Source organism: Pseudomonas sp. NyZ480 (assembly GCF_029537255.1).
GTDB lineage: Bacteria > Pseudomonadota > Gammaproteobacteria > Pseudomonadales > Pseudomonadaceae > Aquipseudomonas > Aquipseudomonas taiwanensis.
On record NZ_CP120626.1, the window covers coordinates 1,479,900 to 1,505,166 of the forward strand.

26 protein-coding genes and 1 pseudogene are annotated in these 25,267 nt (G+C 60.1%); 15 read left to right on the top strand and 12 right to left on the bottom strand.

Annotation, left to right across the window (positions count from 1 at the left end):
- The first annotated feature begins 50 nt into the window (after nucleotides 1–50).
- Nucleotides 51–907 (top strand): IS5 family transposase gene (locus tag P3R38_RS06655; protein WP_277686932.1). Its coding sequence is split into 2 segments (ribosomal slippage): nucleotides 51–399 and nucleotides 399–907, totalling 858 coding nucleotides; the frame shifts between segments, so codons are not numbered across the junction.
- Here the strand turns inward: P3R38_RS06655 and P3R38_RS06660 are convergent.
- Both P3R38_RS06660 and tnpB read right to left on the bottom strand, forming a co-directional pair.
- Nucleotides 907–1,379, bottom strand: a pseudogene (locus tag P3R38_RS06660) (transposase); the annotation flags it as partial. The gene P3R38_RS06655 and the pseudogene P3R38_RS06660 sit on opposite strands and share 1 nt — an antisense overlap.
- An 88-nt stretch (nucleotides 1,380–1,467) precedes the next feature.
- Nucleotides 1,468–1,668 (bottom strand): IS66 family insertion sequence element accessory protein TnpB, encoded by a 201-nt coding sequence (tnpB, locus tag P3R38_RS06665; protein WP_177325242.1) that lies wholly within the window; start codon nucleotides 1,666–1,668, stop codon nucleotides 1,468–1,470.
- A gap of 889 nt (nucleotides 1,669–2,557) precedes the next feature.
- On the opposite strand from tnpB, the gene rfbB reads away from it, so the two are divergent.
- From rfbB to P3R38_RS06690, 5 genes are all read left to right on the top strand, one after another.
- Nucleotides 2,558–3,628, top strand: a complete 1,071-nt coding sequence (rfbB, locus tag P3R38_RS06670) for a dTDP-glucose 4,6-dehydratase (protein ID WP_023379294.1) — start codon at nucleotides 2,558–2,560, stop codon at nucleotides 3,626–3,628.
- Entirely contained in the window at nucleotides 3,625–4,530 is a 906-nt protein-coding gene (rfbD, locus tag P3R38_RS06675; protein WP_023379295.1) for a dTDP-4-dehydrorhamnose reductase, read from the top strand. The genes rfbB and rfbD overlap by 4 nt, the downstream gene beginning before the upstream one ends.
- 8 nt (nucleotides 4,531–4,538) lie before the next feature.
- Nucleotides 4,539–5,408, top strand: a complete 870-nt coding sequence (gene rfbA, locus P3R38_RS06680; protein WP_023379296.1) for a glucose-1-phosphate thymidylyltransferase RfbA — start codon at nucleotides 4,539–4,541, stop codon at nucleotides 5,406–5,408.
- Between the two features lie 10 nt (nucleotides 5,409–5,418).
- Nucleotides 5,419–5,967, top strand: coding sequence for a dTDP-4-dehydrorhamnose 3,5-epimerase (rfbC, locus tag P3R38_RS06685; RefSeq protein WP_023379297.1), 549 nt, complete (start codon nucleotides 5,419–5,421; stop codon nucleotides 5,965–5,967).
- A gap of 349 nt (nucleotides 5,968–6,316) precedes the next feature.
- Nucleotides 6,317–6,649 (top strand): helix-hairpin-helix domain-containing protein, encoded by a 333-nt coding sequence (locus tag P3R38_RS06690; protein WP_277686933.1) that lies wholly within the window; start codon nucleotides 6,317–6,319, stop codon nucleotides 6,647–6,649.
- A gap of 146 nt (nucleotides 6,650–6,795) precedes the next feature.
- Here the strand turns inward: P3R38_RS06690 and P3R38_RS06695 are convergent, their stop codons facing one another.
- Nucleotides 6,796–6,963, bottom strand: coding sequence for a DUF2897 family protein (locus P3R38_RS06695; protein ID WP_010952850.1), 168 nt, complete (start codon nucleotides 6,961–6,963; stop codon nucleotides 6,796–6,798).
- Nucleotides 6,964–7,146: 183 nt separating this feature from the next.
- Here P3R38_RS06695 and pyrF point away from each other — a divergent pair, with 183 nt between their 5' ends.
- Together pyrF and P3R38_RS06705 are read left to right on the top strand one after the other, a co-directional pair.
- The gene (pyrF, locus tag P3R38_RS06700; protein ID WP_023379299.1) at nucleotides 7,147–7,848 is read left to right on the top strand and encodes an orotidine-5'-phosphate decarboxylase; all 702 of its coding nucleotides are present in this window, start codon (nucleotides 7,147–7,149) and stop codon (nucleotides 7,846–7,848) included.
- An 82-nt stretch (nucleotides 7,849–7,930) separates the two neighbouring features.
- Nucleotides 7,931–9,127, top strand: coding sequence for an O-antigen ligase family protein (locus tag P3R38_RS06705; RefSeq protein ID WP_104882835.1), 1,197 nt, complete (start codon nucleotides 7,931–7,933; stop codon nucleotides 9,125–9,127).
- Here P3R38_RS06705 and P3R38_RS06710 read toward each other — a convergent pair.
- The gene (locus P3R38_RS06710) at nucleotides 9,124–10,014 is read right to left on the bottom strand and encodes a glycosyltransferase (RefSeq protein WP_277686934.1); all 891 of its coding nucleotides are present in this window, start codon (nucleotides 10,012–10,014) and stop codon (nucleotides 9,124–9,126) included. The two genes, P3R38_RS06705 and P3R38_RS06710, sit on opposite strands and share 4 nt — an antisense overlap.
- 530 nt (nucleotides 10,015–10,544) lie before the next feature.
- Between P3R38_RS06710 and P3R38_RS06715 the strand changes: the two genes are divergently transcribed.
- Together P3R38_RS06715 and P3R38_RS06720 are read left to right on the top strand one after the other, a co-directional pair.
- On the top strand, nucleotides 10,545–11,099 hold the full coding sequence (locus tag P3R38_RS06715; RefSeq protein ID WP_027907240.1) for a serine acetyltransferase: 555 nt from the start codon (nucleotides 10,545–10,547) through the stop codon (nucleotides 11,097–11,099).
- Between the two features lie 97 nt (nucleotides 11,100–11,196).
- Nucleotides 11,197–12,000, top strand: a complete 804-nt coding sequence (locus tag P3R38_RS06720; RefSeq protein WP_277686935.1) for a lipopolysaccharide biosynthesis protein — start codon at nucleotides 11,197–11,199, stop codon at nucleotides 11,998–12,000.
- Between the two features lie 74 nt (nucleotides 12,001–12,074).
- Here the strand turns inward: P3R38_RS06720 and P3R38_RS06725 are convergent, their stop codons facing one another.
- Nucleotides 12,075–13,076: an NADP-dependent oxidoreductase gene (locus P3R38_RS06725; RefSeq protein ID WP_023379307.1), complete on the bottom strand. Its 1,002-nt coding sequence runs from the start codon at nucleotides 13,074–13,076 to the stop codon at nucleotides 12,075–12,077.
- Between the two features lie 243 nt (nucleotides 13,077–13,319).
- Here P3R38_RS06725 and P3R38_RS06730 point away from each other — a divergent pair, with 243 nt between their 5' ends.
- A complete protein-coding gene (locus tag P3R38_RS06730) occupies nucleotides 13,320–14,081 on the top strand; it encodes an SDR family oxidoreductase (protein ID WP_202675965.1) in 762 nt (253 codons plus the stop codon).
- Here P3R38_RS06730 and P3R38_RS06735 read toward each other — a convergent pair.
- Nucleotides 14,078–15,244, bottom strand: coding sequence for an MFS transporter (locus P3R38_RS06735; RefSeq protein WP_023379310.1), 1,167 nt, complete (start codon nucleotides 15,242–15,244; stop codon nucleotides 14,078–14,080). The genes P3R38_RS06730 and P3R38_RS06735 overlap by 4 nt on opposite strands.
- Nucleotides 15,245–15,657: 413 nt before the next feature.
- Here P3R38_RS06735 and P3R38_RS06740 point away from each other — a divergent pair, with 413 nt between their 5' ends.
- Complete coding sequence (locus tag P3R38_RS06740) at nucleotides 15,658–17,055, top strand: PLP-dependent aminotransferase family protein (RefSeq protein WP_277686936.1); 1,398 nt, start codon at nucleotides 15,658–15,660, stop codon at nucleotides 17,053–17,055.
- A gap of 117 nt (nucleotides 17,056–17,172) precedes the next feature.
- On the top strand, nucleotides 17,173–19,113 hold the full coding sequence (locus P3R38_RS06745) for a methyl-accepting chemotaxis protein (protein ID WP_104882830.1): 1,941 nt from the start codon (nucleotides 17,173–17,175) through the stop codon (nucleotides 19,111–19,113).
- 297 nt (nucleotides 19,114–19,410) lie between these two features.
- Here P3R38_RS06745 and P3R38_RS06750 read toward each other — a convergent pair whose 3' ends face one another.
- Entirely contained in the window at nucleotides 19,411–20,607 is a 1,197-nt protein-coding gene (locus P3R38_RS06750; RefSeq protein ID WP_277686937.1) for a benzoate/H(+) symporter BenE family transporter, read from the bottom strand.
- Between the two features lie 144 nt (nucleotides 20,608–20,751).
- Here P3R38_RS06750 and P3R38_RS06755 point away from each other — a divergent pair, with 144 nt between their 5' ends.
- The gene (locus P3R38_RS06755; protein ID WP_023379317.1) at nucleotides 20,752–21,354 is read left to right on the top strand and encodes a glutathione S-transferase family protein; all 603 of its coding nucleotides are present in this window, start codon (nucleotides 20,752–20,754) and stop codon (nucleotides 21,352–21,354) included.
- 60 nt (nucleotides 21,355–21,414) lie between these two features.
- Here the strand turns inward: P3R38_RS06755 and P3R38_RS06760 are convergent, their stop codons facing one another.
- The 5 genes from P3R38_RS06760 to P3R38_RS06780 form a co-directional block, all read right to left on the bottom strand.
- Complete coding sequence (locus tag P3R38_RS06760; protein WP_023379319.1) at nucleotides 21,415–21,780, bottom strand: glutaredoxin; 366 nt, start codon at nucleotides 21,778–21,780, stop codon at nucleotides 21,415–21,417.
- 59 nt (nucleotides 21,781–21,839) lie between these two features.
- The gene (folE, locus tag P3R38_RS06765; RefSeq protein ID WP_023379320.1) at nucleotides 21,840–22,385 is read right to left on the bottom strand and encodes a GTP cyclohydrolase I FolE; all 546 of its coding nucleotides are present in this window, start codon (nucleotides 22,383–22,385) and stop codon (nucleotides 21,840–21,842) included.
- Nucleotides 22,386–22,456: 71 nt separating this feature from the next.
- Nucleotides 22,457–23,017 (bottom strand): Smr/MutS family protein, encoded by a 561-nt coding sequence (locus tag P3R38_RS06770; protein WP_027907245.1) that lies wholly within the window; start codon nucleotides 23,015–23,017, stop codon nucleotides 22,457–22,459.
- A gap of 92 nt (nucleotides 23,018–23,109) precedes the next feature.
- Entirely contained in the window at nucleotides 23,110–23,430 is a 321-nt protein-coding gene (locus P3R38_RS06775; protein WP_023379323.1) for a hypothetical protein, read from the bottom strand.
- 87 nt (nucleotides 23,431–23,517) lie between these two features.
- Nucleotides 23,518–24,108 (bottom strand): cysteine hydrolase family protein, encoded by a 591-nt coding sequence (locus P3R38_RS06780; protein ID WP_023379325.1) that lies wholly within the window; start codon nucleotides 24,106–24,108, stop codon nucleotides 23,518–23,520.
- 179 nt (nucleotides 24,109–24,287) lie between these two features.
- Between P3R38_RS06780 and prmB the strand changes: the two genes are divergently transcribed.
- Nucleotides 24,288–25,196, top strand: coding sequence for a 50S ribosomal protein L3 N(5)-glutamine methyltransferase (gene prmB / locus P3R38_RS06785; RefSeq protein WP_023379327.1), 909 nt, complete (start codon nucleotides 24,288–24,290; stop codon nucleotides 25,194–25,196).
- Nucleotides 25,197–25,267: the final 71 nt, after the last annotated feature.

Consider the following 25,267-nt stretch of genomic DNA (forward strand, 5'->3'; position numbering starts at 1 on the left):
CAGCCGGGGTTCTGTACAGTCGCCGGCCATCTGCGGGAAGGAATTCTGTGATGGCAAAGCGTTATGGACTCTCGGGTGACGCGTGGGCAGTGGTCGCCGATCTCTTTACGGCAGCCCACGTCAGGGGCAGGCCCCGCAGCAGTGATCGCTTGATGCTCGATGGTGTGCTCTGGGTGCTGTGCTCAGGAGCAGCCTGGCGAGATATGCCCGAGCGCTTCGGGTCTTGGGCGACGGTCTATCACCGCTTCCGGGTCTGGCGAAACCGCGGAACATTCGATCAGATGCTCAGACGATTGCACCTCAGACTCAATGACAAAGGCTTGATCGATCCCCACACCTGGATGATCGATTCGACCGCTGTTCGAGCAACCCGTGCTTCATCTGGAGCGCGGAAAAAAGGGGGCCTGACGAGCCTACCGATCACGCTCTAGGCCGCAGTCGCGGCGGACTGACAACCCAAATTCATATGCTCTGCGATGCCAACGGGATACCGTTGCGCTTCCTTCTCTCTGGCGGCCAAGCCAGCGACATCAGCTATGCCCAGCCGTTACTTGATGATGTCAGCATCCCGACAAACCAGCGTGGTCGTCCACGCAAACGATGCAAATGGTTGCTGGCTGACAAAGGCTACGACGCCGAGGCCTTGCGCCGTTACTGCGATCGATATCGGATGCAGCCGGTCATTCCGCTGCGCTCAATGAAACGCAAGCCCAAACCCGCCTTGCCAAGACTGTTTGACCGCCCAAAATATCGACAGCGCAACATCATCGAACGCATGTTCGGCTGGCTAAAAGAGAACCGCCGAATCGTCACGCGCTTCGACAAGCTCGCAAAAAGTTATGCCGCAATGGTCTCGCTGGCTTGTGTCATGCGGTGTATGCGACGGCTTTTTTCAGACAGAGCCTAGGATTGGCTGCGGGGCTCACGACTAGCCTCGTTCAACACTTGTACACGTGTTTTCATCGCAGTGGATGATCCGACTGCTCAACAGCTTTTCACGCATCAGATTCAGCGGCGGTTGCAAGTGCTAGTTGCTCTGAATCACTGAGCGTGCCAGCGTTTGACGCGGGATATCGATACCGTGGCGCCCAGCACTTTTTCGAAGCGGTGAAGCGGCAAGCCCTCTACGTAATTGGCGGTCAGCAGCATGGCCAATACACTGGGGCTGGCCATGCTCTTCTCGATCAGTTTATCGGGCTTGTCAGCGGATCCGCTGGATGCTCGGACCTGTGTTCGAACACGTGCTGGCGCAGTAAGGTGTTTTCCTTTTCGGGGTGAACGATCTTGCCCTTGTCCGATTTACGCTCACTGATCATCTGCTCCAGCAATTGCTTGAGCAGAACAGGATCGTCAGGGAGGTCTTTGAGCATGGAAGTCATACCCTTGATTTATACCGACTCAGGCAACGAAGAGAGGGGGCAGAACCTGGTGGGGACGGTTGCGCCAGAGGTCGAAGCCATCAGGTAGCTAATTCAGTTCCTGGACAACCAGGACAATCACTTCGTCGGTGGCGGCTGGCGAGGTTCTAAAATTTTCGGACTCTAGACAATTGAGCCCAAGCCAGAAACCTTGTGGCTCCCAATAAAGGATCTTCACGCGGTTGCTTGGCTTGTCGAGGAATACCAAAAGCACCGGCTGGACCACGGCCACCTTGATATCAAGCTCCACCAGAGAGCCCGTCGTTGGATTTTCGGAAGTCGACGGGCTTGGGATAGATGTAAATCTTGTCGACTTTGGCGTCGGGCCGCATCATGGTAACTGGTTCCTGAGAAATCGGAGTGTAGTATAGAGCATTGAAAAGCAGCTTTGAATGTAGGGTTCATGGAGCGCTTACTTCGATTCAAACCTTTCGACGCTTGGAACTCGGCTTAGCTCGGACTCGCAGGGTTGTTCGGGCTGAGCCAAGGACACATCCTTCCAATATGCATCCTCCTCCTACGGGCTAAGGATCCTACAATTGCTTAGTTTTCGGTTCGAAGCAGAATCAACGGAAAGGAGAATCTCCTTCTTCGAGATGGATAATATTGCCCTTGGTCGGTTGGTACTTACTGCTCGCACGTGCCCGCACGGAAATGCACCTTGGCAACAAGTTGTTTTGACATGAGATTTATGCTTTGGATCATACCGACTCATGGCGTGAAGCGCGGTTTCAGATAGTGACGCGGACAGTTGCGCAGGGAGGGAAGCCGTCCAGTTGCAAGCTTAGGTTTCGGGCGAACAGTGCCAGCTTGGTTGATGCTGGTCATGAAACTTTTCTAGCAGATCAATGCTAGGAGCCGTACTAAGGTAAGCATCGGGTCTCCAAACTGTGCAGACTGTGCATCAGGCCGGTACGCAGGCAAGCAAGGCCGCAAGGGGACCGAATGGGCAAACGGAGGCGTGGACAATCCCCGTGAGCTAGAATGATTTTCCTGACAGGAATTCGTATTTTTCCGGTGGGAAGCAGTGGAACAGCCGTCAATGCGTAAACGGAATCTTACTGCAACACACTTGCAGCGTTCGCGTTTAGAATTGCTCAGGTATCTCTCAACCTTCAGACACGGAAGCGTTCAACCTAATGACAATTCTAGTAACCGGCGGCGCCGGGTTCATCGGTGCGAATTTTGTTCTGGACTGGGTAAGCCAGTCAGGCGAAACCATCGTCAACCTGGACAAGCTAACCTATGCCGGTAACATGCAGAGCTTGGTTAGCCTAGAAGGTAATCCGCAGCATGTGTTTGTGCATGGTGATATCGGCGATAGGCCGTTGGTAGAAAGGCTATGCCTCGAGCACCGCCCGCGCGCGGTGCTTAATTTCGCCGCCGAGTCGCACGTCGACCGCTCCATTCACGGGCCCCAGGCATTCGTTGAAACCAATGTGGTGGGTACCTTCCAGTTACTGGAAGCAGTGCGGGGCTACTGGCAAGGCCTGGATCAGGTGCAGCGGTCGGCGTTCCGCTTCCTGCATGTTTCCACCGATGAGGTTTATGGCTCGCTGAAAGCCGGTGAGCCTGCGTTCACGGAGACCCATCAATACCAGCCAAACAGCCCGTACTCGGCCAGCAAGGCGGCCAGTGACCACTTGGTGCGTTCCTATTACCACACCTATGGCCTGCCGGTGCTTACCACCAACTGTTCGAACAACTACGGGCCGCTGCATTTCCCCGAGAAGCTGATCCCGCTGATGATCGTCAATGCCTTGGCTGGCAAGCCGCTACCGGTGTATGGCGATGGGCAGCAGATTCGTGACTGGCTCTACGTCAAAGACCACTGCAGCGCCATCCGCTGTGTGTTGGAAGCCGGGCAGGTGGGTGAGGTGTACAACGTCGGCGGCTGGAACGAGATGCCCAACCTGGACATCGTCCATCGCGTCTGTGCGCTGCTCGATGAACTTCGCCCGCGGGCTGACGGGCAACCTTATGCTAGCCAGATCAGCTTCGTCACCGACCGCCCAGGCCACGACCGCCGTTATGCAATCGATGCTCGCAAGCTGGAGCGTGAGCTTGGCTGGAGGCCTGTCGAAACTTTTGAAACCGGCATTCGCAAGACAGTTACTTGGTATTTGGCTAATCAGGAATGGGTCAGTGGCGTAGTGGACGGTACCTATCGTGACTGGGTTGCGCAGCAATATGGAGATAAAAAAGTTTGAAAATCTTGCTGTTGGGGAAGAACGGACAAGTAGGTTGGGAGTTGCAGCGTGCGCTAGCGCCATTGGGGGAGGTAATTGCACTCGATCGCCGAGGCTCCGGAAATTTGTGTGGGGATCTGAGTAACGTCGATCATCTGGCAGTAACAGTGCGCTCGCTAGCCCCGGATGTTATCGTCAACGCTGCAGCCTACACCGCCGTGGACAAGGCTGAGAGCGAGCCAGCAATGGCTGCTCGAGTCAATGCCGAAGCGCCAGGCGTTCTGGCGCGTGAGGCGGAGAGGCTGGGCGCGTGGCTGATCCATTACTCCACAGACTACGTGTTCGATGGTAGTGGTCAGGCGCAATGGCATGAGGACGCCCCAACCAGTCCGTTGTCTGTGTATGGCCGTACTAAACTCGATGGCGAGCGGGCCATTCAGGCCAGCGGTGCTGCTGCCGTGGTGCTGCGTACCAGCTGGGTGTATGCTGCCCGCGGCCATAATTTTGCCAAGTCTATACTACGCCTAGCGGCCGAGCGCGATGCGCTCAATGTAGTAGCAGACCAGTATGGTGCTCCCACCGGCGCAGACTTGATCGCGGATGTTACTGCTCATGTTTTGCGTGGGATTTTCAGCGCGCAGGATGCGAGGCACTTAGCTGGCATCTATCACCTTGCTGCTGCTGGTGAAACTAGCTGGCACGAATATGCTCAATTTGTATTGGCGCATGCCCTCCGTAATGGTGTTGCCTTGAAGGTTGCAGCTGAAAAGGTAGGGGCAATCTGTACCGAAGACTACCCGGGACCAGCGCCGCGCCCGCGGAACTCTCGGCTGGCATTGGCTAAAATCGAAAAGACCTTCAATCTAAAGATGCCGCTTTGGCAACAAGGTGTGCAACGTATGCTGGACGAAATCCAGCGCTAGGGATACTTATGCCACGTAAAGGACTCATTTTGGCGGGCGGCTCGGGAACTCGCCTGCACCCCGCCACGCTATCGGTGTCGAAGCAGCTGCTGCCGGTGTACGACAAGCCGATGATCTATTATCCGCTCAGTACACTGCTTCTGGCGGGTATCCGTGACATCTTGATCATTTCGACGCCGCAAGACACCCCGCGCTTTGAGCAGCTGCTGGGTGATGGTAGTCGTTGGGGAATCAATCTCTCGTATGCCGTGCAGGCGAGCCCGGACGGTTTGGCCCAGGCATTCACGATCGGGGCAGACTTTATTGGTAACGCCGCGTCCGCTTTGGTGCTGGGTGACAATATTTTCCACGGACATGACTTTCAGTCATTGCTAATGAATGCTCACCAGCGAGAGGACGGAGCGTCTGTTTTCGCTTATCACGTCCATGACCCGGAGCGTTATGGAGTTGCGGAGTTTGATAAGAGCGGGCGCGTGTTGTCGATCGAGGAAAAGCCCAAGGTACCTAAATCCAGCTATGCGGTTACTGGCCTTTACTTCTATGATAATCAGGTGGTCGAGTTAGCGCGACAATTGAAGCCGTCGGCACGGGGCGAGTTGGAGATCACCGATCTTAACAATCTGTACCTTCAGCAGCAGCAGCTGCACGTACAGATCATGGGGCGCGGTTACGCCTGGTTAGATACTGGCACCCATGACAGCCTGCTTGACGCAAGCCAATACATTGCCACGATGGAGCGGCGCCAAGGGCTCAAAGTCGCATGTCCGGAAGAAATCTGCTTCCGTGCTGGTTGGATCAGTGCTGAACAGCTTGAGGGGTTAGCGCAGCCACTACTCAAAAATGGCTATGGGCAATACTTGAAGAACTTATTGAAGTGAAGGTATTTTGATGCAGGCTATTGCACTAGCCATTCCTGAAGTTGTGCTGTTTACTCCTAAAGTATTCGGCGATGAGCGTGGCTTTTTTTATGAGAGCTTCAATGCGCGTGTTTTCCTGGAAGCAACAGGATTGCAAGCAGACTTTGTTCAGGACAACCACTCTAAATCAGTAAGGGGGGTGCTGCGGGGGTTGCACTACCAACTGCCACCCCATGCTCAAGGCAAACTGGTACGGGTAGTTCAGGGCGAAGTGTTTGACGTGGCAGTTGATATTCGCCGTAGCTCACCTACGTTTGGTAAATGGGTTGGAACAGTGTTGTCTGCTCAGAATAACCAACAATTATGGATTCCACCAGGGTTTGCACACGGCTTTATCACACTGAGTGAGACGGCGGAGTTTCTTTACAAGACCACAGGGTTTTACTCGGTGCAGAGTGAGCGCTGCATTGCTTGGAATGATCCGCTCATCGCTATTGATTGGCCGATAGACGGTGTGCCTGCGCTGTCTGCAAAGGATCAAATTGGTAAGGCCTTGAAGGATGCTGATTTGTTCGAGTGAGGAGGGCGATTGAAGGGGAACTTTTGATGCGTAAGTACGGGAATGCGGTGGTCCGAGCAGCTAGGCGGGCTTAGAGCTCCATGCAGCCTTTGTTGGCCGGTAGCTGTCTTCGCCATCCTTTACTAAGTCTGCAGACATCATTCCGTAACAACGATGAGGGCTGTTTCCAGGTCTCCTTAGGAAGCATGTAAGCTAGGCGTAGGAAGTTGTACCGCAACAAGTTGTGACGTCTAATCCAGTCACAAATCCCACTGCAATCAAGCTGGTGGTATTGCGCGTGAGTCGCTAGGTTGAAGGGGCAGCGATGGAAACAGCTGCACACCCAATCAACTCAAAGGAGTGACTACTCATGCGCAATACCGTCCTCAATTACCTGCTGCTGCCGTTGTTCGCCGGCCTGTCCTTTTCGTTGAGCGCTGCACCGGCTGAAGTCGGTGCCATGAAAGAGCCTGTGCCGCTGGTAAGCCAGATGGAGGCGCCAGCCGGGCGGCTGGACTTGAACCAGGCCGATGCGGCCACCTTGCAGAAAGCACTCAATGGTATCGGCAAGGCCAAGGCTGACGCCATTGTGGCCTATCGGGAGGCTAATGGGCCTTTCACGTCGGTGGATGAGTTGCTGGAAATCAAAGGGATTGGCAATGCGTTGCTCGAGAGGAACCGGGGCAAGTTAATGGTCGAGTAAGCCTGGAGGTAGCGCCGAACGATTGTTGGCGCTGTTCTCTCAGGGCGTGCTCTGCCGGTAATAGGGCCGTTTTGCAGCCCTATTACCGGCAAGCCGGCGATAGAACCTCCGGATAAGCGCCGTTTGCAGCCCCGGTCGCGCGTCTTTCACCTATCCTGCGCATCCTTGGCATCTGCTTCAGCGTTGCGCTCATGCACTTTCCTGAGCTGCTCCTCCGTCAAAGGCAGCTTCTTCGCCGTATCTCGCAGCAACATCAGCCCACCGACAATCGAGCCGAGGGCTATGATGAGTATCAGCCAGGCATACCAGGGCATCTGTTGTTCTCCTGTTATCATCAATGCAATCGCTTGTACAAATTTTGAGCGATTACCGTCTCCGTTGGTTCAATTATAGGAGCCGGCCCCCGTTGGGCCAATTCTGCTGCCCCATGGCCACCCAAGCCTGTGCCACATCGTTTACAATGCGCGCCGTTTTCGAATTGCCAAGAGACCCAGACCATGTCCGCCTGCCAGACGCCCCTGATCGTTGCCCTGGATTTCCCGACCCGCGAGGCCGCCCTGAAGCTGGCTGACCAGCTTGACCCCGCCCTGTGCCGGGTAAAGGTTGGCAAGGAACTGTTCACCAGCAGTGCCTCGGGCATCGTCGAGACCCTCTGCGCCAAGGGTTTCGAAGTGTTCCTCGACCTCAAGTTCCATGACATCCCCAACACCACGGCCATGGCAGTGAAGGCGGCAGCCGAGATGGGTGTGTGGATGGTCAACGTTCATTGCTCTGGTGGCCTGCGCATGATGTCGGCTTGCCGTGAAGAGCTGGCCAAGCGCAGCGGGCCGCAGCCTCTGCTGATTGGCGTGACCGTGCTCACCAGCATGGAGCGTGAAGACTTGGCAGGCATCGGTCTGGATGTCGACCCGCAAGTGCAGGTGCTGCGCCTGGCCGCTCTGGCAGAGAAGGCCGGTATGGACGGTTTGGTGTGCTCGGCACTTGAGGCTCCGGCGCTGAAGGCGGCACATCCTTCGTTGCAACTGGTCACTCCGGGCATTCGCCCGGCGGGCAGTGCCCAGGACGACCAGCGTCGCATTCTGACCCCGCGCCAGGCACTGGATGCGGGCTCGGACTACCTCGTGATTGGACGCCCGATCAGCCAGGCAGCAGACCCGGCCAAAGCCTTGGCTGCGGTCGTGGCAGAGATTCGCGGCTGAGCCAAACGCAATCACTGAAGTTCAGAAACCGAAATCGTATAGGACATACGATTTCGATGTCCTATTTGTCAGAGAACGCTAAATGTCAGTTGATGTTGCAGTTGAATCGCCAGTTCAGCGCTTGGGTAGCCTGATCAATAGCTACGTTTTGCCGGTAGGGTGGGTGGTCATCCTCACAGGGATGTTCTGGGCTTGGGACCGTGCTGCGTTCCATAAACTGTTTTATATCTTTCTGGCGGTTCCCACGCTGCTGATGCTGGTCAAGCAGCGGGATCTGTTCAGGCCTATGGTCATGAACCCGTTGTTTCTGGCTTTCCTGGCGTTCAGTGCGTACACACTGTTGACCATTGCCTGGTCAGACACCGAAAACTCTACAGGCAGTCTGGTCAAGCGGCCCCTGTACATTGCCATGCTGCTGTTTGCTGCGGGTATCATCAGCCTGCGTTCCCCTACGCAACTGGACCAGTGCACACGGTTCGCGGCGATCTTTGCTGCGATGGCAGCGGGTTTGTCGCTGGCTTACTACCTGTACAGCACTCCAGTGCTAGCCGGTCGGCGGTTGAATGGATACGGTGCGCTCTACAATCCTCTGCTCACCGCTCACGTATTTGGGGCATTCGCGGCCTACTGGTTGGCGTCCTGGTTCCAAGCGCGCAGTCCGTTCAGCCCGCTGCCATTGCTCTCTCTCGCAGTGCTGGGGCTGGCAGTGCTGGCAACGGGTTCGCGTACACCATTGGTTGGCTTGGCTGCCGCTTTAGGCTGGCTTCTGATAGTAGGAGATCGTCGACGTGGTCTGCTGGCCATTGCGGCGGTCGCAATCGCAGCCATCTGCGTGGTACTGGCTTACCCTGAGGCTGTTATCCAGCGTGGTATGTCATACCGTCCGGCTATTTGGATGGAAGCCCTGCGTCAGATCGGTGAGCATCCCTGGCTTGGCCATGGTTTCGACGCTCCGATGACGGTGATCATTCCCGGCTTGACCAAAACCTTGGCCGACCCGCACAACATCGAATTGGGTGTGTTGTACGCGGGTGGCATCGTAGGGCTAGTGCTGTGGATGACGCTTTACGGATTGGCGATGCACTTCAGCTGGCTTTATCGCAAGCACCCCGGCGTTACAATTGCAGCCACTTGGCTGATCTTCGGCTTCGCCTCGGGCCTGACAGAAGGCAGCGCTTTCATGTCACGCCCTAAGGAGCATTGGTTCCTGATCTGGATCCCCATGGCGCTCGTCTATGGCCAATCGCTGATCCACTGGAAGCGCGGTCGGTCTGCTTAAGAACAGACCAGTCGCCACATGCCGCGCAAGGTCTTCCGGTTCCAGTACCTGACCGGGATTTCCGAAAGGATTTCCCGGCTCAGCGCCTTGTCTCGGTTGGCGTACTTCAACACCATCGAGTTACGGAAGTTCATGCACACCTGCTCATACTGTGGGTGGTCCTGGAACACCGCGTAGGTTTGCAACACATTGTCGACCATGAAGCGGCCGTTCTTGAAGGTATTGCTCGGGTGGTCGCGGTATTGCGCCAGCACCTCGCCCAGCACATCGATGTAGTAGCCGGCACGGGTAATCGCCAACTCGATGTACACATCCTCCAACCGAATGCTGTCATGGAAGCCACCCACCTTTTCCAGTGCTTCACGGCGTAGCATCAGAGTTGCCGCCATGGGGCCTGGCTTACGGTCCAGGAACAGGTCATCGAAGTCCAGACGGCGGAAGGGCAGGTTACGGTTGCGCTGCTCGCGTGCGCCCATCACTCGACCATTCTGGTCGATTGTTTCGATATTCGCCGAGCAGATGCCGACTTCAGGTTTCCCTTGCAGGTATGCCACTTGGGTGGCGATACGGTGGGGCAGCATGATGTCGTCAGAGCCGAACGGGACAATCAGCGAGCCTTTGGCACGTGCGATGGCGTCATTCAGGGTGCGCGCCAAGCCTTGGTTGGCCTGGAGTCGCAGGTCGAAGCCATGTTGCGCTTGCAACCGCTTTAAGAGAGTTGGGCTTTCATCTTTCGAACCGTCATCGATAATCAACAGCTCAATGTTTTTATAGGTCTGGTTTAAAACGCTGTTGATACTTTCTTCAATGTAGCGCGCGTGGTTGTAAGACGCGATGATGACTGTCACCAGAGGTGTATCAGTAGCATCGAGACATGGGGCGTGCATAGTTAAGCCTCTAACCTTGACTCTTTACTGCATTCATGGTGTGCAGTTTGTTGGCATTTTTTTACCGCTCGACTGGAAGGCCCAAGGATGGCGGTTTCGCAGCAAGGGTACGCGAAGCCCAAAGGCTTGTACACCTGGGCCGGCTCTGGGGAGCGGCTACCGCTAAGCGGGAGCTACCCAGTGCAAGGGCAGGGTCGAGGACCGTAGCTGTTGTAGTTAGGAACCTACTGATTCCTCCAATCCCCTGTTGATTTTCAACCATTCTTTGGTGAATTCTCCTACTTTCATTCCAATTTCTTGGGCTATTGATTTTGTAACAATGATTAACATATTGCAGGATGTAGTAGCTCAATAGGCTACTTGTCTTTAGCGGTCGCCATTGTGGGTATGGGCTGACTAAGGAGAATGCAAATCCAGACGAAGGTTTCCTTTGGCGTCCGCTGAAAGGAGTGGGCGCGGAGTGCAGCAACCTGCTGCATCTCCGTCGCCATTTGGGCATCATGGCGGGTCGATCCCATTGGTACCCGCGTGTGAACCTCGAAAACCTACTCGAATGCTGGCGGCAGGAAGTCTCCAACAAGAAAAAGCCAGGACGCCGAATCAGCCTGTTGTTCAACATCCTCCGACGCATACGGCGGCACAATAAGCTGCGTTTTCTCTTCAAGTACCGGCTTGCTCAGTACCTAAACGCCCGAGGCGGCCTGGCCAGGAGCTACGCTCGGGGAATGCAGCAGAGGCTCAACCTCAAGTACGGGGTAGACATTGACATCGGCGCGCAAATCGGCCCCGGCCTACGCATCGCCCATTTGCCCGGCGTAGTGATCACTGGCTACGTGACTATCGGTCGCAATTTCTTCATCCGTCAGAACTGCACGATCGGCATCAAGACCCTCGGCCTGGAGCAATACTCACTAACCATCGGCGACAACGTCAGCCTCGGTGCCAACAGCTGCATCATCGCCGACTGCATCAGTATTGGCGACAATGTCGTCATAGGCGCCATGTCGCTGGTGACCCGGGACATCCCGGCGAACACCACCTTTTACAATCCTCGGCAGACGATTCTTCTTCCAATATCGGAATAGTCTGATGGTGGACTGGGGCTGTGCGTGGTTGATCTTGGATGGTTCTTGGTAAACGTTTTGTGTATAGTCCGCCGCGCACGATTTCAGTGGAGGCACGGTGGAAGTACTCAGCGTCAAGAGGCAATCTCTTTGGGGGCCTGTAAGAGATTTCGCGACATGCCGTGGTATCGCCAAAGGGCCGGTGTTTATTGTCGCCTCTGGCTCCTCAGCCAAGGATTTTCCCCTCCAGCGTTTTGCCGACATTCCGATGATCACGCTCAACGGCGCGATCTCGATGTTCGAGGGTAGCGGTATCCGTCCGTTCTTCTATGTATGCACGGACACCGGATTCCCTTTGCAGCAACCTGACCTTTACGCCAGTGCTCTTTCGCTGAGCCGCCGGCTCGCTCTTTGGCCGGACGAGATTGAAGCGGCCCAGACTTTGACCAGTGCTGAAATCTACCCACTAACCAAGGCAAGCCGCTCGACCCTTTACGAATCGGCGTTCAATCCACAGCCGGACCTGGTACGCAGCCGTGAATTCTGGCGTTCGCGCTCACGGACATTGGGCTTCAGCAAGGACCTATCCGCTGGCTATTTCGACGCCCGGACCGTTGCCTATGCCGCATTGCAGATTGCCTACCACGTAGGGTTCACGCAGGTGTTCCTGGTGGGCGTTGATCTGACGCAGGCCGCTGGACGTTTCTACGAAACGGCGGGACGAGCTATTTCGCCTTGTGGCCTGGACGATTACTTCGAAAGCCGCATCTTGCCATCGATGAAGTTGATGGCTGACCGTGTCGTGGACGAACGCTTCTCCGTCTACAACCTGTCGCAAACCTCCAGGATTCCGGATGCAGTGATCCCAAAGGTGTCCGTCGAGCAGGCTGAAGACATCATCTTCTCCGGGCTCAGCTTCTAACCGACAAGCCAAGCCAACGGGCGCAGCGTTCATGCAAGCGTTGCGCCCACCGGGTCATCGGAGAGGGGAAGCTATCAAACCTTCAACACCAACTTCCCAAAATTCTCCCCACTGAACAGCTTCAACAACGTCTCCGGAAACGTCTCCAACCCTTCCACCACATCCTCTTTGCTCTTCACCTTCCCGCTGGCCAGCCACCCGGCAATCTCCTGAGCGGCCTTGCCATACTCCTTGGCATGGTCCATCACCACGAAGCCTTCCATGCGCGCCCGGTTCACCAGTAGCGCCAGGTAATTGGCCGGCCCTTTGACCGCTTCCTTGTTGTTGTACTGGCTGATGGCGCCACAAATGACGATGCGTGCCTTGAAGTTGATGCGGGTCAGCACGGCATCGAGGATCTCGCCGCCAACGTTGTCGAAGTACACGTCCACGCCTTTCGGGCACTCACGCTTGAGGCCGGCGAGCACGTCTTCGGCCTTGTAGTCGATCACGCCATCAAAGCCCAGTTCGTCCTTCAGGTACTGGCACTTCTGCGCACCGCCGGCAATACCGACCACACGGCAACCTTTGATCTTGGCGATCTGCCCGACGAGGCTGCCCACCGCGCCCGCAGCGCCAGAGATCACCACCGTCTCCCCAGCCTTGGGTTGACCGACGTCGAGCAGGGCGAAGTAGGCGGTCATGCCGGTCATGCCCAGTGCAGAAAGGTAACGGGGCAGGGGGGCGAGGCGTGGGTCGATCTTGTGCAGGCCCTGGGGCTCGCCGGTGAAATAGTCCTGTACGCCGAGGGCACCGCTGACGTGGTCGCCCGGCTTGTAGTCGGGGTGGCGGGAGCTGATCACTTCGCCCACGCCCAAGGCCCGCATCACCTCGCCCAGGCCAACGGGCGGGATGTAGGACTTGCCTTCGTTCATCCAGCCGCGCATGGCCGGGTCCAGCGATAGGTAGAGGTTGCGCACCAGAACCTGGCCGTCGCCCGGCTCGGCGGCAGGCACCGCCTCGAAGGTGAAGTCGTCGCGGCGCACGGCACCGACCGGGCGTTTGGCAAGCAGGAAGCGGCGATTGGTGTGGGTCATGACAGGTCCTTTAGGCAGGTGGATGGCTCAATTTACCTTGCTGATGCAGGTGGGTCAGTAACATCACTGACAAGCATGTTAGCCCAACTGCTGCCTTGATGATGCTGCCCAGCCTAAAGGCGGTCTGACTAGACTCTGCTCGATATCCGATGAGCCTTCATCGCCGGCCAGCCGGCTCCTGCAACGGCCTCGGAACCCTGTAGGCGCCGGTGAGGCCGGAGCATCCAACCCAAGGAGCGAGCTATGAGCATGACCTTTTCCGGCCAGGTAGCCCTGGTCACCGGCGGCGCGGCGGGCATTGGCCGGGCGACGGCGCTGGCCTTCGCCCGGGAAGGCCTCAAGGTGGTGGTGGCCGACCTGGACGAGGCGGGTGGCGAGGTGACCGCCATGCGGATTCGCGAGGCGGGTGGCGAAGCATTGTTCGTGGCCTGTGACGTGACCCAGGACGCGCAGGTGCGCCACCTGCATGCAAGGACCATCGAGGCCTTCGGGCGACTGGACTACGCCTACAACAATGCCGGCATCGAGATCGAGCAGGGGCGCCTGGCCGAGGGTAGCGAGGCAGAGTTCGACGCCATCATGGGCGTCAACGTCAAGGGTGTCTGGCTGTGCATGAAGTACCAACTGCCGCTGCTGCTGGCCCAGGGCGGCGGGGCGATCGTCAACACGGCGTCGGTGGCGGGCTTGGGGGCAGCGCCGAAGATGAGCATCTACAGCGCATCCAAGCATGCGGTGATCGGCCTGACCAAGTCGGCGGCCATCGAGTATGCGAAGAAGGGCATTCGGGTGAATGCGGTGTGCCCCGCCGTGATCGACACCGATATGTTCCGCCGCGCCTACGAGGCCGACCCGCGCAAGGCGGAATTCGCAGCGGCGATGCACCCGGTTGGGCGCATCGGCAAGGTAGAGGAAATCGCCAGTGCGGTGTTGTACCTGTGCAGTGATGGCGCGGCGTTTACCACTGGGCACTGCCTGACGGTCGACGGCGGCGCGACGGCCATCTAGGACGACGCCTGGGCTGCCAGCTGTGCCGGGCGTGCGCCGCGTACCAGGGCCACGGCCACACTTGCGCAGCCCAGTAGCAATGCCAGCCCGAACACCACCAGTGCCAGCCGCGGCCCGAGCCGGTCGCTCAGCAACCCGGTGAAGATCACCGGCAGGCTGAAGCCGAAGTAGGCCAGCAGAAAGAACCCGGCGCTGGCGCGGGTCTTTTCTGTGCCGGCCAGGTGGTTCACTGCCGCTAATCCACCCAGGTAGATGAACCCGTAACACGCACTGCTGGCGGCGACTGCACCCAACAGCACTGCCGCCAACTGCCCGTGGTCGGCTCCCCAGGCCAGCAAGGCGTAGCTGCACGGTAAAATCGCAAGTCCCAGCAGAGTCGCTTTGCTGCTGGCCATGCGGCGTGCCATGGGCTGGAACGCCAACCCGCAAGTGATCACGCAAAACGTCGAGACCCCCGACCATTCACTCAGGCCGTGCTGGCGCAAAATGCCTGGCAACAGCGCAATCACCAGCCCCGAGCAGGCCCAGGCCAGCAGAATCGCAAAGCCATAGGCAACGCTGCCTCGGGGGTAGAAGGGCAGGCGCAGCATGGCGCCGCGTTGCGCCTGGCGTGGGTCGGGCAGGCGCCACACCAGCAGCACGGCCAAGGCCGCAAGTAGCAGTTGCAAGTGGAAACTGCCGGGTGTGAGGCTGGCTTCGTGCAACAGGAACAGGCTGGTCAGCGCCGCCCCCAGGCCAAAGCCCAGGGAGGTGCTGGCGGTCACCCAGGTGGCGGCGCGTGCGCTGTGGTCGGCGCCCATCAGTTCGCCCATGTAGGCGGTCGCCGTGGCGGTGGCGAGGCCAGTGCCAAGGCCCAGGCACAGGCGCGCCAAGGCGAGGGTGTGCAAGCCGGGGGCCAGCAGCATGAGTGAGGTCGCGATCATCGACAGCAACAGCGCGGCAATGATCAGTGGTCGTCGCCCGATGCGGTCGGCGAGGCCGCCCAGGGCCAGCAGCACGGGAATGACGCCCACCACGTAGGCGGAGAACGCCACGGCAGTGGCGGCGGCGCCTTGGCCGGAGAGGTCGGCGTAGGCGATGTACAGTGGGGCTGGCAGGTTCACCGCAAGGGTGATCAGGCACAGGGCGAAGGCCAGCAGGGCGGGGGTGGGGTGCGGGGGCATGGTGTTCAGGTCCTGAGTTTATTGGGTTTGCCACAACTTTTTTGGGTGCCTAGCAGATCGAGCGCCGCCCGCGCGGCGCATCGCGAGCAAGGCTCGCTCCTACGTTTGTTTCGGGCCAGTTATGCCTGTGGGATATGCGCGCGACCGCTTTGGCGCATCGTTCGATATCGAGTCGTACCAACAAGTCGGTCGCGCGCGCCTGTCACAGGCGTTATTGGCCCGAAACAAACGTAGGAGCGAGCCTTGCTCGCGATGCGCCGCGCGGCGCTCGATTTTCGTGGCACCTCAAAGCTCAAGTCAGGCCTCTTCTCCAGAATTCCGGTTAGGGTGTCAGTGCGCCCATGCCCCTCACAAGACACACCCCGCATCGATTTATGCTTAACTGTTCGCCAAAAAACAGCGAACACTTGCCCATGCACATCCCCCTGGACCGCGACAGCGCCACCCCTCTGGTGCAGCAACTCACCCAGCACCTCCAAACCTGGATCACCCAGCAGCGCCTGCGCCCAGGCGCGCGCCTGCCGTCGATCCGCACCCTGGCCCGCGACCAGTGCGTCAGCGCGTCCTGCGTGATCGAGGCGTACGACCGCCTGGTCGCCAGCGGCTGGCTGGAGGCGCGCCACGGTACTGGCTTCTTCGTCGCCGAGCGCAAGCCGGGCCTGGTCCTGGATGACGAGCCGACCTGGGGCGAGGGGGGCGACGGCAGATGGCGCCAGTTCCGTGAAGGTCATGACGAGCTGGTGAAGCTGGGCTGTGGCTGGTTGCCCGCCGCCTGGCGCGCCCACGAAGCACTGACCCATGCCATACGCCAGGTCAGCCGCGCCAGTGCGCAGGACCTGTTCGACTATTGCCCGCCCCTGGGCCTGGCCAGTCTGCGCCAGCATTTGCACAAGCGTCTGGCGCGCCAGGATATCAACGCCGGCCCCGAGCGCATCCTCACCACCCAGGGGGCCAGCCATGGCCTCGACTTGCTGGTGCGCACGCTGCTGCGCCCAGGTGACACGGTGTTGGTGGAAAACCCTGGCTACTTCAATCTGTTCAACCTGCTGCGCCAGCACCAAGTGCGCATGTTGCCGGTCCCTCGTACCGTCGACGGCCCATGTGTGGCCACGGTCGAGCGTTTGCTGGCCGAGCACCGCCCACGCTGCCTGTTCGTCAACAGCTTGTACCACAACCCCACCGGCACCAGCCTTACACCCAAGGTCGCCTACCGTTTGCTGGAACTGGCCCGCGAACACGACCTGCGCATCGTCGAGGACGATATCTACGCCGACTTCCAGGAAGGGCCGGCCACGCGGTTGGCGACCCTCGACAGCGAACAGCGGGTGATCTACCTGGCCAGCTTCTCCAAGACCCTGAGCAGTTCGCTGCGGGTGGGCTACATGGTGGCCGATGCACCGCTGCTGGCGCGCCTGGCCGAGTTGAAGATGGTCACCGGCATCGGTACTTCGCGTTTTGCCGAGCAGGTGGTCGGGCAGATGCTCGCCAATGGCAGCTATCGCAAGAGCACCCAGCGCCTGCGGGTGCGCCTGGGGCAGCACATGGCCAGGCTGCTGGGGCAGCTGGAGCAGTTCGGCTGGGAGGTGTTGTGCGAGCCCTGTGGCGGCATGTTCGTTTGGGCACGGGTGCCGGGACTGGAATTCGCGCGCCTGGAGCAACTGGCGCGCGAGCACGACGTGCTGCTCACCCCCGGCAGTGCGTTCGACTACCAGGGCGCTCCCAGCCCATGGCTGCGCATCAATGTCGCTTACGGGCAGGACTCTCGCGCCCAGGCCTTCTTCCAGCACGCAGGACGACCTTCAGCACGCTGAAAACGACACGTTCATAGCTATTTGACACTATTCTGACGTCAAGCCCTTGTGAGCAGGCCAGCGGCATTGCCACTCTTGGCTTTCGGCAAAACCTGACAGGGTGAGGGGAGATCGGCAATGGGCGCGACCAGGCACGGTATTCTGGCCAATCTGGGCATGGCCCGCAAAATGGGCCTTGGTTTTGCCTTGGTGCTGTCGTTGACAGTCGCGGTGGCGGGCATCGGTGTCGTGGCGTTGCACGGTGTCGGCCAACGGTTCGATGGCCTGCGCCAACTGGCCCAGTTCAACACCGATTTATTGCGCTTGCGCCAGCATGAACAAGCTTTTGCGCTGCGCTCCGATATCAAGGAGGCCGAAGCCTTGCGTGCAGGCCTGAAGGACCTCACCGAGCGTGCGCGCAGTTTGCCGGCATTGAGCGGTGCACCCGCTGAGCTCGACGCCTACGGCCAGTCCTTCGAGGCTTTCGTCGAAGTGGTGCAGGCCAAGGAGCTTGCGTTGGACATGGCCAGTTGGGCGGTGTCCAGCGTGGCCAACAACCTCGACGTGCTGCAGTCAGGCCTGGCCGACGATGGTACCTATACCCTGAAGCAATCCCAGGGCCAGCAGGGCGGCGAATTCCTTGAGCAGGCGACCCAGGTGGCGCAGGTGTCGCGATTGATGCTGCAGGCCATGGACGAAGCCCGGGTGCGCCTGGATAAAAGCCGCAAGGGCGAGGAGCAAGGCAGCCAGGAGCGTATCGCCCAGACCGTCGAGGCTGCCAGCTTGGTCGATCAGCTCAAGGGTGCCATTAGCGATGCCGGCTATCAGAGCGTGCTGGGTGAAGTGGCCGGGCACATCGGCAGTTTCTCCGACAAGCTCAACGAATACACCGACCTGCTGGGCAAGGAGCAGGGCATCAAGGCCCAGTTGCAGGCGCGCGCGGCCCATGTCACTGACTTGGTCGACCAGGCCTACGTAGGCCAGGAAAAGGCCATGCAGGGTGAACTCTCCCGAAACGCCCTGGCCATCGCCCTGGCCACAGGCCTGGCCTTGCTGGTCGGGATAGTGGCAGGCTGGCTGATTACCCGTGCCGTGGTCGGCCCGCTCAAGCGCGTGATTGGCCGCGCCCAGCGCATCGCCGCGGGCGAGCTGAGCCTGGAGGAGGAAGCACCTCGTCGTGATGAGGTGGGGCAACTGATGCAGGCCATGCAGCAGATGGCTGCCGGTTTGTCAGGCGTGGTCAGCGGCCTGCAGCAGGGGATCGAGCAATTGGCCGGCAGCGCCCAGGCGTTGTCGGCGGTCACCGAGCAGACCAACCGCGAGGTGGGTAGCCAGAAAGAAGAAACCGAGCAGGTGGCCACTGCCATGCAGCAGATGACCGCCACCGTGCACGATGTGGCGCGCAACGCCGAAGAGGCGGCTCAGGCGGCGCAGTCGGCCGACGACAAGGTTGGCTCCGGGCAGCAGGTGGTGCGCCAGAGCATGCAGCGTATCGAGCAGTTGGCCGCTGCGGCGGAGACCGCCAGCGCCGGTATCGACAGCCTCAGCGCAGAGATCCACACCATCGGTGATGTGCTGGCGGTGATCAAGAGCGTGGCCGAGCAGACCAACCTGCTGGCGCTCAATGCCGCCATCGAGGCGGCGCGGGCAGGGGAGCAGGGGCGTGGCTTCGCGGTGGTGGCCGACGAAGTGCGGGCCTTGGCCCGGCGTACCCGGCAATCCACCGATGAGATCGAACGCCTTGTCGCCAGCCTGCGCGGCAATGCCCAGCAATCGGTCGAGCAGATCCGTGGCAGTACCGAGCTGGTGCGCCTGGCGGTGGCCGATGCACTGCAGACCGAAAGCGCCTTGGGCAGCATTGCGGTGGCGGTGTCATTGATCCAGCAGATGAATCAGCAGATTGCCGCGGCGGCCGAGGAGCAGAGTTCGGTGGCCGAGGAGATCAGCCGCAGCGTCACGCAGATTCGTGGGAGTGCCGATCAGGCGGCATTGGCCATGCAGGACAATGCCCGGTCCAGTATCGAGTTGGCGCAGTTGGGCAGTGACCTGAAGGGGATGGTGGGGCATTTCAGGTTGTAGGGGATGGGGGGTTGGCGGGGTTGGCGCGGTTGGCGGAAGATTTTTGGTGTTTTTGAGATCGAGCGCCGCCCGCGCGGCGCATCGCGAGCAAGGCTCGCTCCTACGTCTGTTTCGGGCCAGTTATGCCTGTGAGATTTGCGCGCGAACGCTTTGGTGCACGGCGCAATATTGGGGTCGTACAAACAAGGCGGTCGCGCGCGCCTGTCACTGACGTTACTGGCCCGAAACAAACGTAGGAGCGAGCCTTGCTCGCGATGCGCCGCGCGGGCGGCGCTCGATCTCAACCGCGACCAATCCCTACCGCCGTACCTCCCGCGGATTCAGGATCATCAACGTAATCACCCCCGCCACGATCCCCCAGAACGCCGAACCGATCGAGAACAACGTCAGCCCCGACGCGGTCACCATGAAGGTGATCAACGCCGCCTCACGCTCCCGCGCCTCGCTCATGGCCACGCTCAACCCGTTCATGATCGAGCCGAACAACGCCAAGGCCGCAATCGACAACACCAGCTCTTTCGGCAACGCCGCGAACAGCGCCGCCAGGGTCGCGCCGAACACCCCCGCAATCCCGTAGAAAATCCCGCACCATACAGCTGCGGTGTAGCGCTTGCTGGGGTCTTCATGGGCATGCGGCCCGGTGCAGATAGCGGCGCTGATCGCCGCCAGGTTCACCCCGTGGGAACCAAACGGCGCCAGCAGCAACGAGGCGAAGCCGGTGGCCGAGATCAACGGCGAGGCCGGCACCTGGTAGCCATCGGCACGCAGTACCGCCACGCCAGGCATGTTCTGCGACGTCATCGCCACCACGAACAGCGGGATACCGATGCTGATGGTCGCCGCCAGCGAGAAGCTCGGGGTGGTCCACACCGGTGTGGCGACCTCCAGCGTGAAGCCGCTGAAGTCCAGCAAGCCCAGGGCCCCGGACAACGCTGTGCCCACCAGTAATGCCGCCAGCACGCAGTAACGCGGCGACAGACGCTTGACCAGCAGATAACTGAAGAACATCCCCAGCACCAGCAGGGTGCGATGTTGGGCTGCGACGAAAATTTCACTGCCGATCTTGAACAGAATGCCCGCCAGCAGGGCCGAGGCCAGGGACGCCGGGATGCGTTTGACCAGGCGCTCGAAGCTGCCGGTCAGGCCGCAGACCAGCACCAGCACCGCGCAAGTGATGTAGGCGCCGATGGCTTCGCTGTAGCTCACCTCGCCAAGGCTGGTGATCAGCAGCGCCGCGCCTGGCGTGGACCAGGCCACGGTAATGGGCGTGCGGTAACGCAGCGATAGGCCGATGCTGCAGATCGCCATGCCGATCGACAGCGCCCAGATCCACGACGAGATCTGCGCGCTGGTCAGTCCGGCTGCCTGGCCGGCCTGGAACATCAGCACCAGCGAGCTGGTATAGCCGGTGAGCATGGCGATGAAGCCGGCGACCACCGCCGAAGGGGAGCTGTCTGCCAGGGGCCGCAGGCGTGCGGATGTGGCGTGGGGCATGGGTAAGTCCTTGTACGTGGATTAGCCGTTTTTTGCAGACTAACGCGAGCGCGACCGATGCTTGCGATACAGCAGGCATTGCAATTAGCCGTACAGTCGCGAACTATTGGGCACAATTGCGCAACTGCACGGGAGAAATGGGCGATGTACAAGGTTTACGGGGATTACCAGTCGGGTAACTGCTACAAGATCAAGCTGATGCTGAGCCTGCTCGACCTGCCGTATGAATGGCACTCGGTGGATATCCTCAAAGGAGAGACCCAAACGCCCGAATTCCTGGCGATGAACCCCAACGGCAAGGTCCCGGTGCTCGAGCTCGAGGATGGCACCTGCCTGTGGGAATCGAACGCCATCCTCAACTACCTGGCCGATGGCACTGAGTTCCTGCCCAGCGAGCCACGTTTGCGTACCCAGGCGCTGCAATGGCAGTTCTTCGAGCAGTACAGCCATGAGCCGTACATTGCCGTGGCGCGTTTCATCCAGTTTTACCTGGGCCTGCCGGATGAGCGTGTGGAGGAGTACCGCAAGCTGCACAAGGGCGGCTACAAGGCGCTCAAGGTGATGGAGCGCCAATTGCAGATGACGCCGTACCTGGTGGGGGATCAATATTCGATCGCCGATGTGGCGCTGTATGCCTACACCCACGTGGCGCATCAGGGCGGCTTCGATCTGGCCGATTACCCGGCAGTGCGTGACTGGTTGGCCAGGGTGGCCAGCCATCCGCGTCATGTGCCGATGAGCGAGTGAACCTGGCCTCGCCTCTTCGCCGGTTTACCTCCGCGAAGAGGCGAGCGGTCGCTATCAGGCTTACGCGAACCGCTTGTCCAGGTAGGCAATGATGTCCTTGGACTCGTACATCCAGGTCACCTTGCCCGCTTCTTCGATACGCAGGCATGGCACCTTCACCCGGCCCCCGCCTTCCAGCAGTGCCTGACGGTGCACAGGGTCGTTCTTCGCGTCGCGCAGCGCCACCGGCACGTTCAAGCGGTGCAGGGTGCGGCGTGTCTTGACGCAGAACGGGCAGGCATGGAACTGATACAGCGCAAGGCCACTGGCCTGCTGCTCGACAAGCGTCTGGGCGGCGGCATCGCGTTTGCGCTTGGCCGGGCGGCTGATCCAGTCGCCGAACACGATAAGCTGGCCGAGGCCGACCCGCAGGGCTTTGACGATCATGGGCAACTCCTGAAAATGCAAAAGCCGACCCATGGGGTCGGCTCGAGGTTACGTGCCGATCACTTGATCAGGCTGAGGAACTCGCTACGGGTGGAGGCGTTTTCGCGGAATTCGCCCAGCATCACCGACGTGAGCATGGTCGAGTTCTGCTTTTCCACACCGCGCATCATCATGCACATGTGCTTGGCTTCGATCACCACCGCCACGCCAGCAGCGCCGGTCACCTGCTGCACGGCCTCGGCGATCTGGCGGCTGAGGTTTTCCTGGATCTGCAGGCGACGGGCGAACATGTCGACGATACGGGCAACCTTCGACAGGCCCAGCACCTTGCCCTTGGGCAGGTAGGCCACATGGGCCTTGCCGATGAACGGCAGCATGTGGTGTTCGCACATCGAATACAGCTCGATGTCGCGTACCAGCACCATCTCGCTGTTGTCGGAGCTGAACAGCGCGCCGTTGGTGACTTCTTCCAGCGTCTGCTCGTAACCGCGGCAAAGGTATTTCATCGCCTTTGCAGCCCGCTTGGGCGTGTCGAGCAGGCCCTCACGGGAGACGTCCTCGCCGAGTTGGCTGAGGATCTCGGTGTAGTTCTGTTCCAGGGACATGGATCTACCTGTGGGTAAAAAATCGCAAAAACGAAGGGTACGGCGGCAAAGGCGGCGCTGCAAGCGCGGCGTTATTCGTCGCGGCCTTCCATCATGGTTCGCTTGAGCATTACATACACGGCACCAGTACCGCCGTGGCGGGCCTGGCAGGAGGTGAAGCCGAGCACTTGCGGGTGCTGGCGCAACCAGGTGTTGACGTGGCTCTTGATCATCGGGCGCTTGCCATCGAGGCGCGCTGCCTTGCCGTGGGTGACGCGCACGCAGCGCACTTCCAGCTTCGTGGCTTCGGCGATGAAGGCCCACAAGGTTTCACGGGCTTTTTCCACGGTCATGCCATGCAGGTCGAGGCTGCCCTCGAAGGCGATCTGGCCAAGCTTGAGCTTGCGGATCTGGCTTTCCTGAACGCCGTCACGGCGCCACATCAACTCATCCTCGGCACCCACGTCGATCACGAACTGGTCGGACAAACCGTCGATGACCAGCGCCTGATCGCTGCGCACGGTCGCCGCTTGGCGCAGGCCAGCCAGTTGCTTGCGATCGGCCTTGGGCTTGCCGACGTCGGCGCGGTCGTGCTTGATCGGCTTGACGCCGCGGACCTCGGCGTGGAACAGGGAAAAGTCGTCGTCTTGCATGATGCCTCCACGTGGGCGGCGTAGTTTACGCGACTGCGGGCCGCTGTGCAGCCTTGTGTCGCCAGTGCTGGCCTGTCGCCGGCGCAGCTCACTCAGTCATGCTTCTTCATCAGGTGCGGTGCCAGGTTCAACTCGCGCCCGCGACGCAAGCGAATGCGGCTGCGCCGCCAGAAGCGCACGCCCAGGTACAGCATGGACAGCCCGACCACGGTCAGGATGGCGGACAGCGGGCGGTTGGCGTTGAGCTCGGCCAGGGCAGGGTAGTTGCCCAGCAGGCCGGCGACGCCAGCCATGGCCAGCAGCACGCCAAGTGTCGCCAGCAGGGCCGAAAGGCCAGCAGCCAGGCGAGCGCCCCAGTTACGCGGCTCTCGCGTACGCAGGTGTTTGGCATCGAAACTGCCTTTGAGCTTCATTCCGAGTTCCTCTGTAGGTAGCCGGAATTGGACCTGGCGCCCGCCCTTGGGTTCCGCCCGTGTGCCGGGCGGTCATGCCGGCCGGGGTCAGATCAGGCTGGCGGTCGGAGCGACACAAGCGAAGTTGTCGGCCATCACGGCCATTTCGCACTGGTGGATCTGTGCAGCCGGAATCACGCTGTCCTTGAACGCCAGGTCGCGTGTCGCCGAGGCGTCTTCCACCAGCGTGCAACGGTAACCATAGTCCTTGGCGCGGCGCACGGTGGTGCTGACGCTGGAATGGCTCATGAACCCGCAGACGATCAGGTCCAGGTGCCCCAGCTCCTGCAGGGTTTCGTGCAGTTTGGTGTTCTTGAAGGCGTTGGGCATGCGTTTTTCGATGACGATTTCACCCTCGCGCGGCTCCAGGCCCGGAATGAACTGGCCGGCAGGCCCCTGCGGGTCGAAGCGGCCGCCGACGGTACCGAGGTGGCGGACGTGGATGATCGGACGGCCAGCCTTGCGGGCGGCGTCGAGCAACCTGGCGATGTTGGCCACGGCCTCGTCCATGCCCGACAGCATGAGAGGACCGCTCAGGTACTCTTTTTGTGCATCGATGACGATCAGGCTGGCTTGGCTCAGCTTGGCCGGCGGATAGTCGCGGCCAGTGAGGCGGAACATCGTGGTTGGAACGGACATCAAGGGCTCCTTGGGTAGGGCTTTTGTATACCTATTCTCCCTTGCCTTGGCGCCAATGGGAATGGTTGACATCGCAGGCAGCATGGTTACTGGCCTGTGGCGGATCGCCGGTGACGCGCAAGGAACATTTGTGGCGGTTGGGCTGTTAGACTTTTGTCATGTCTGAATAGGAGTACCCCGTGATCACATCCCGTCTGCGCACGCTGCGCGACCATATCCGCTGGGCGGTCAGCCGCTTCCATGAGCACGAGCTGTTCTTCGGCCACGGTGCCGACAATGCCTGGGACGAAGCCCGCCTGCTGGTGCTGGGCGCCGTGCACCTGCCCTGGGAGGTGGCCGACAGCTACCTGGATTGCCAGCTCGAGGACGATGAGCGGGTTCGCCTGCAGCACCTGCTCAAGCGCCGTATCGAAGAACGCGTACCCACCGCTTACCTGCTTGGCGAGGCCTGGTTCTGCGGCATGTCGTTCCTGGTCGACGAGCGCGTGCTGGTGCCGCGTTCGCCCATCGGCGAACTGATCGAAAAACGCTTCGAGCCTTGGCTGGCTGCCGAACCTGCGCGCATCCTCGACCTGTGCACCGGCTCGGGCTGCATCGGCATCGTGGCCGCCGATGTGTTCCCCGATGCCGAGGTCGTGCTGGCCGACCTGTCATTCCAGGCCCTCGAAGTGGCCAACCAGAACATCGAGCGCCATGGCCTGGACGGGCGGGTGTACACGGTTCAGGGCGATGGTTTCGACGGTCTGCCGGGGCAGCGTTTTGACCTGATCCTGTCCAATCCGCCGTATGTCGATGCCGAGGACTTCGGCGACATGCCGGCCGAGTATCACCATGAACCAGAAATGGGCCTGGCCTGTGGCAACGACGGACTCGACCTGGTGCGGCGGATGCTCGCCGAAGCGGCTGATCACCTGACCGAAAAGGGCCTGATGATCGTGGAGGTGGGCAACAGCCAGGTGCATGTCGAGGCGTTGTACCCCGAGGTCGATTTCGCCTGGCTGGAGTTCGAGCGGGGCGGGCATGGCGTGTTCATGCTGACGGCCGAGCAGTGCCGCCAGCATCAGGAGTTGTTCAAGGCCAGGGCTTGAGGTGATCCCCTCGCAAGCGAGGTTCGCTCCTACGGTCACCCTGCTGTGTAGGAGCGCGCCTTGCTCGCGAT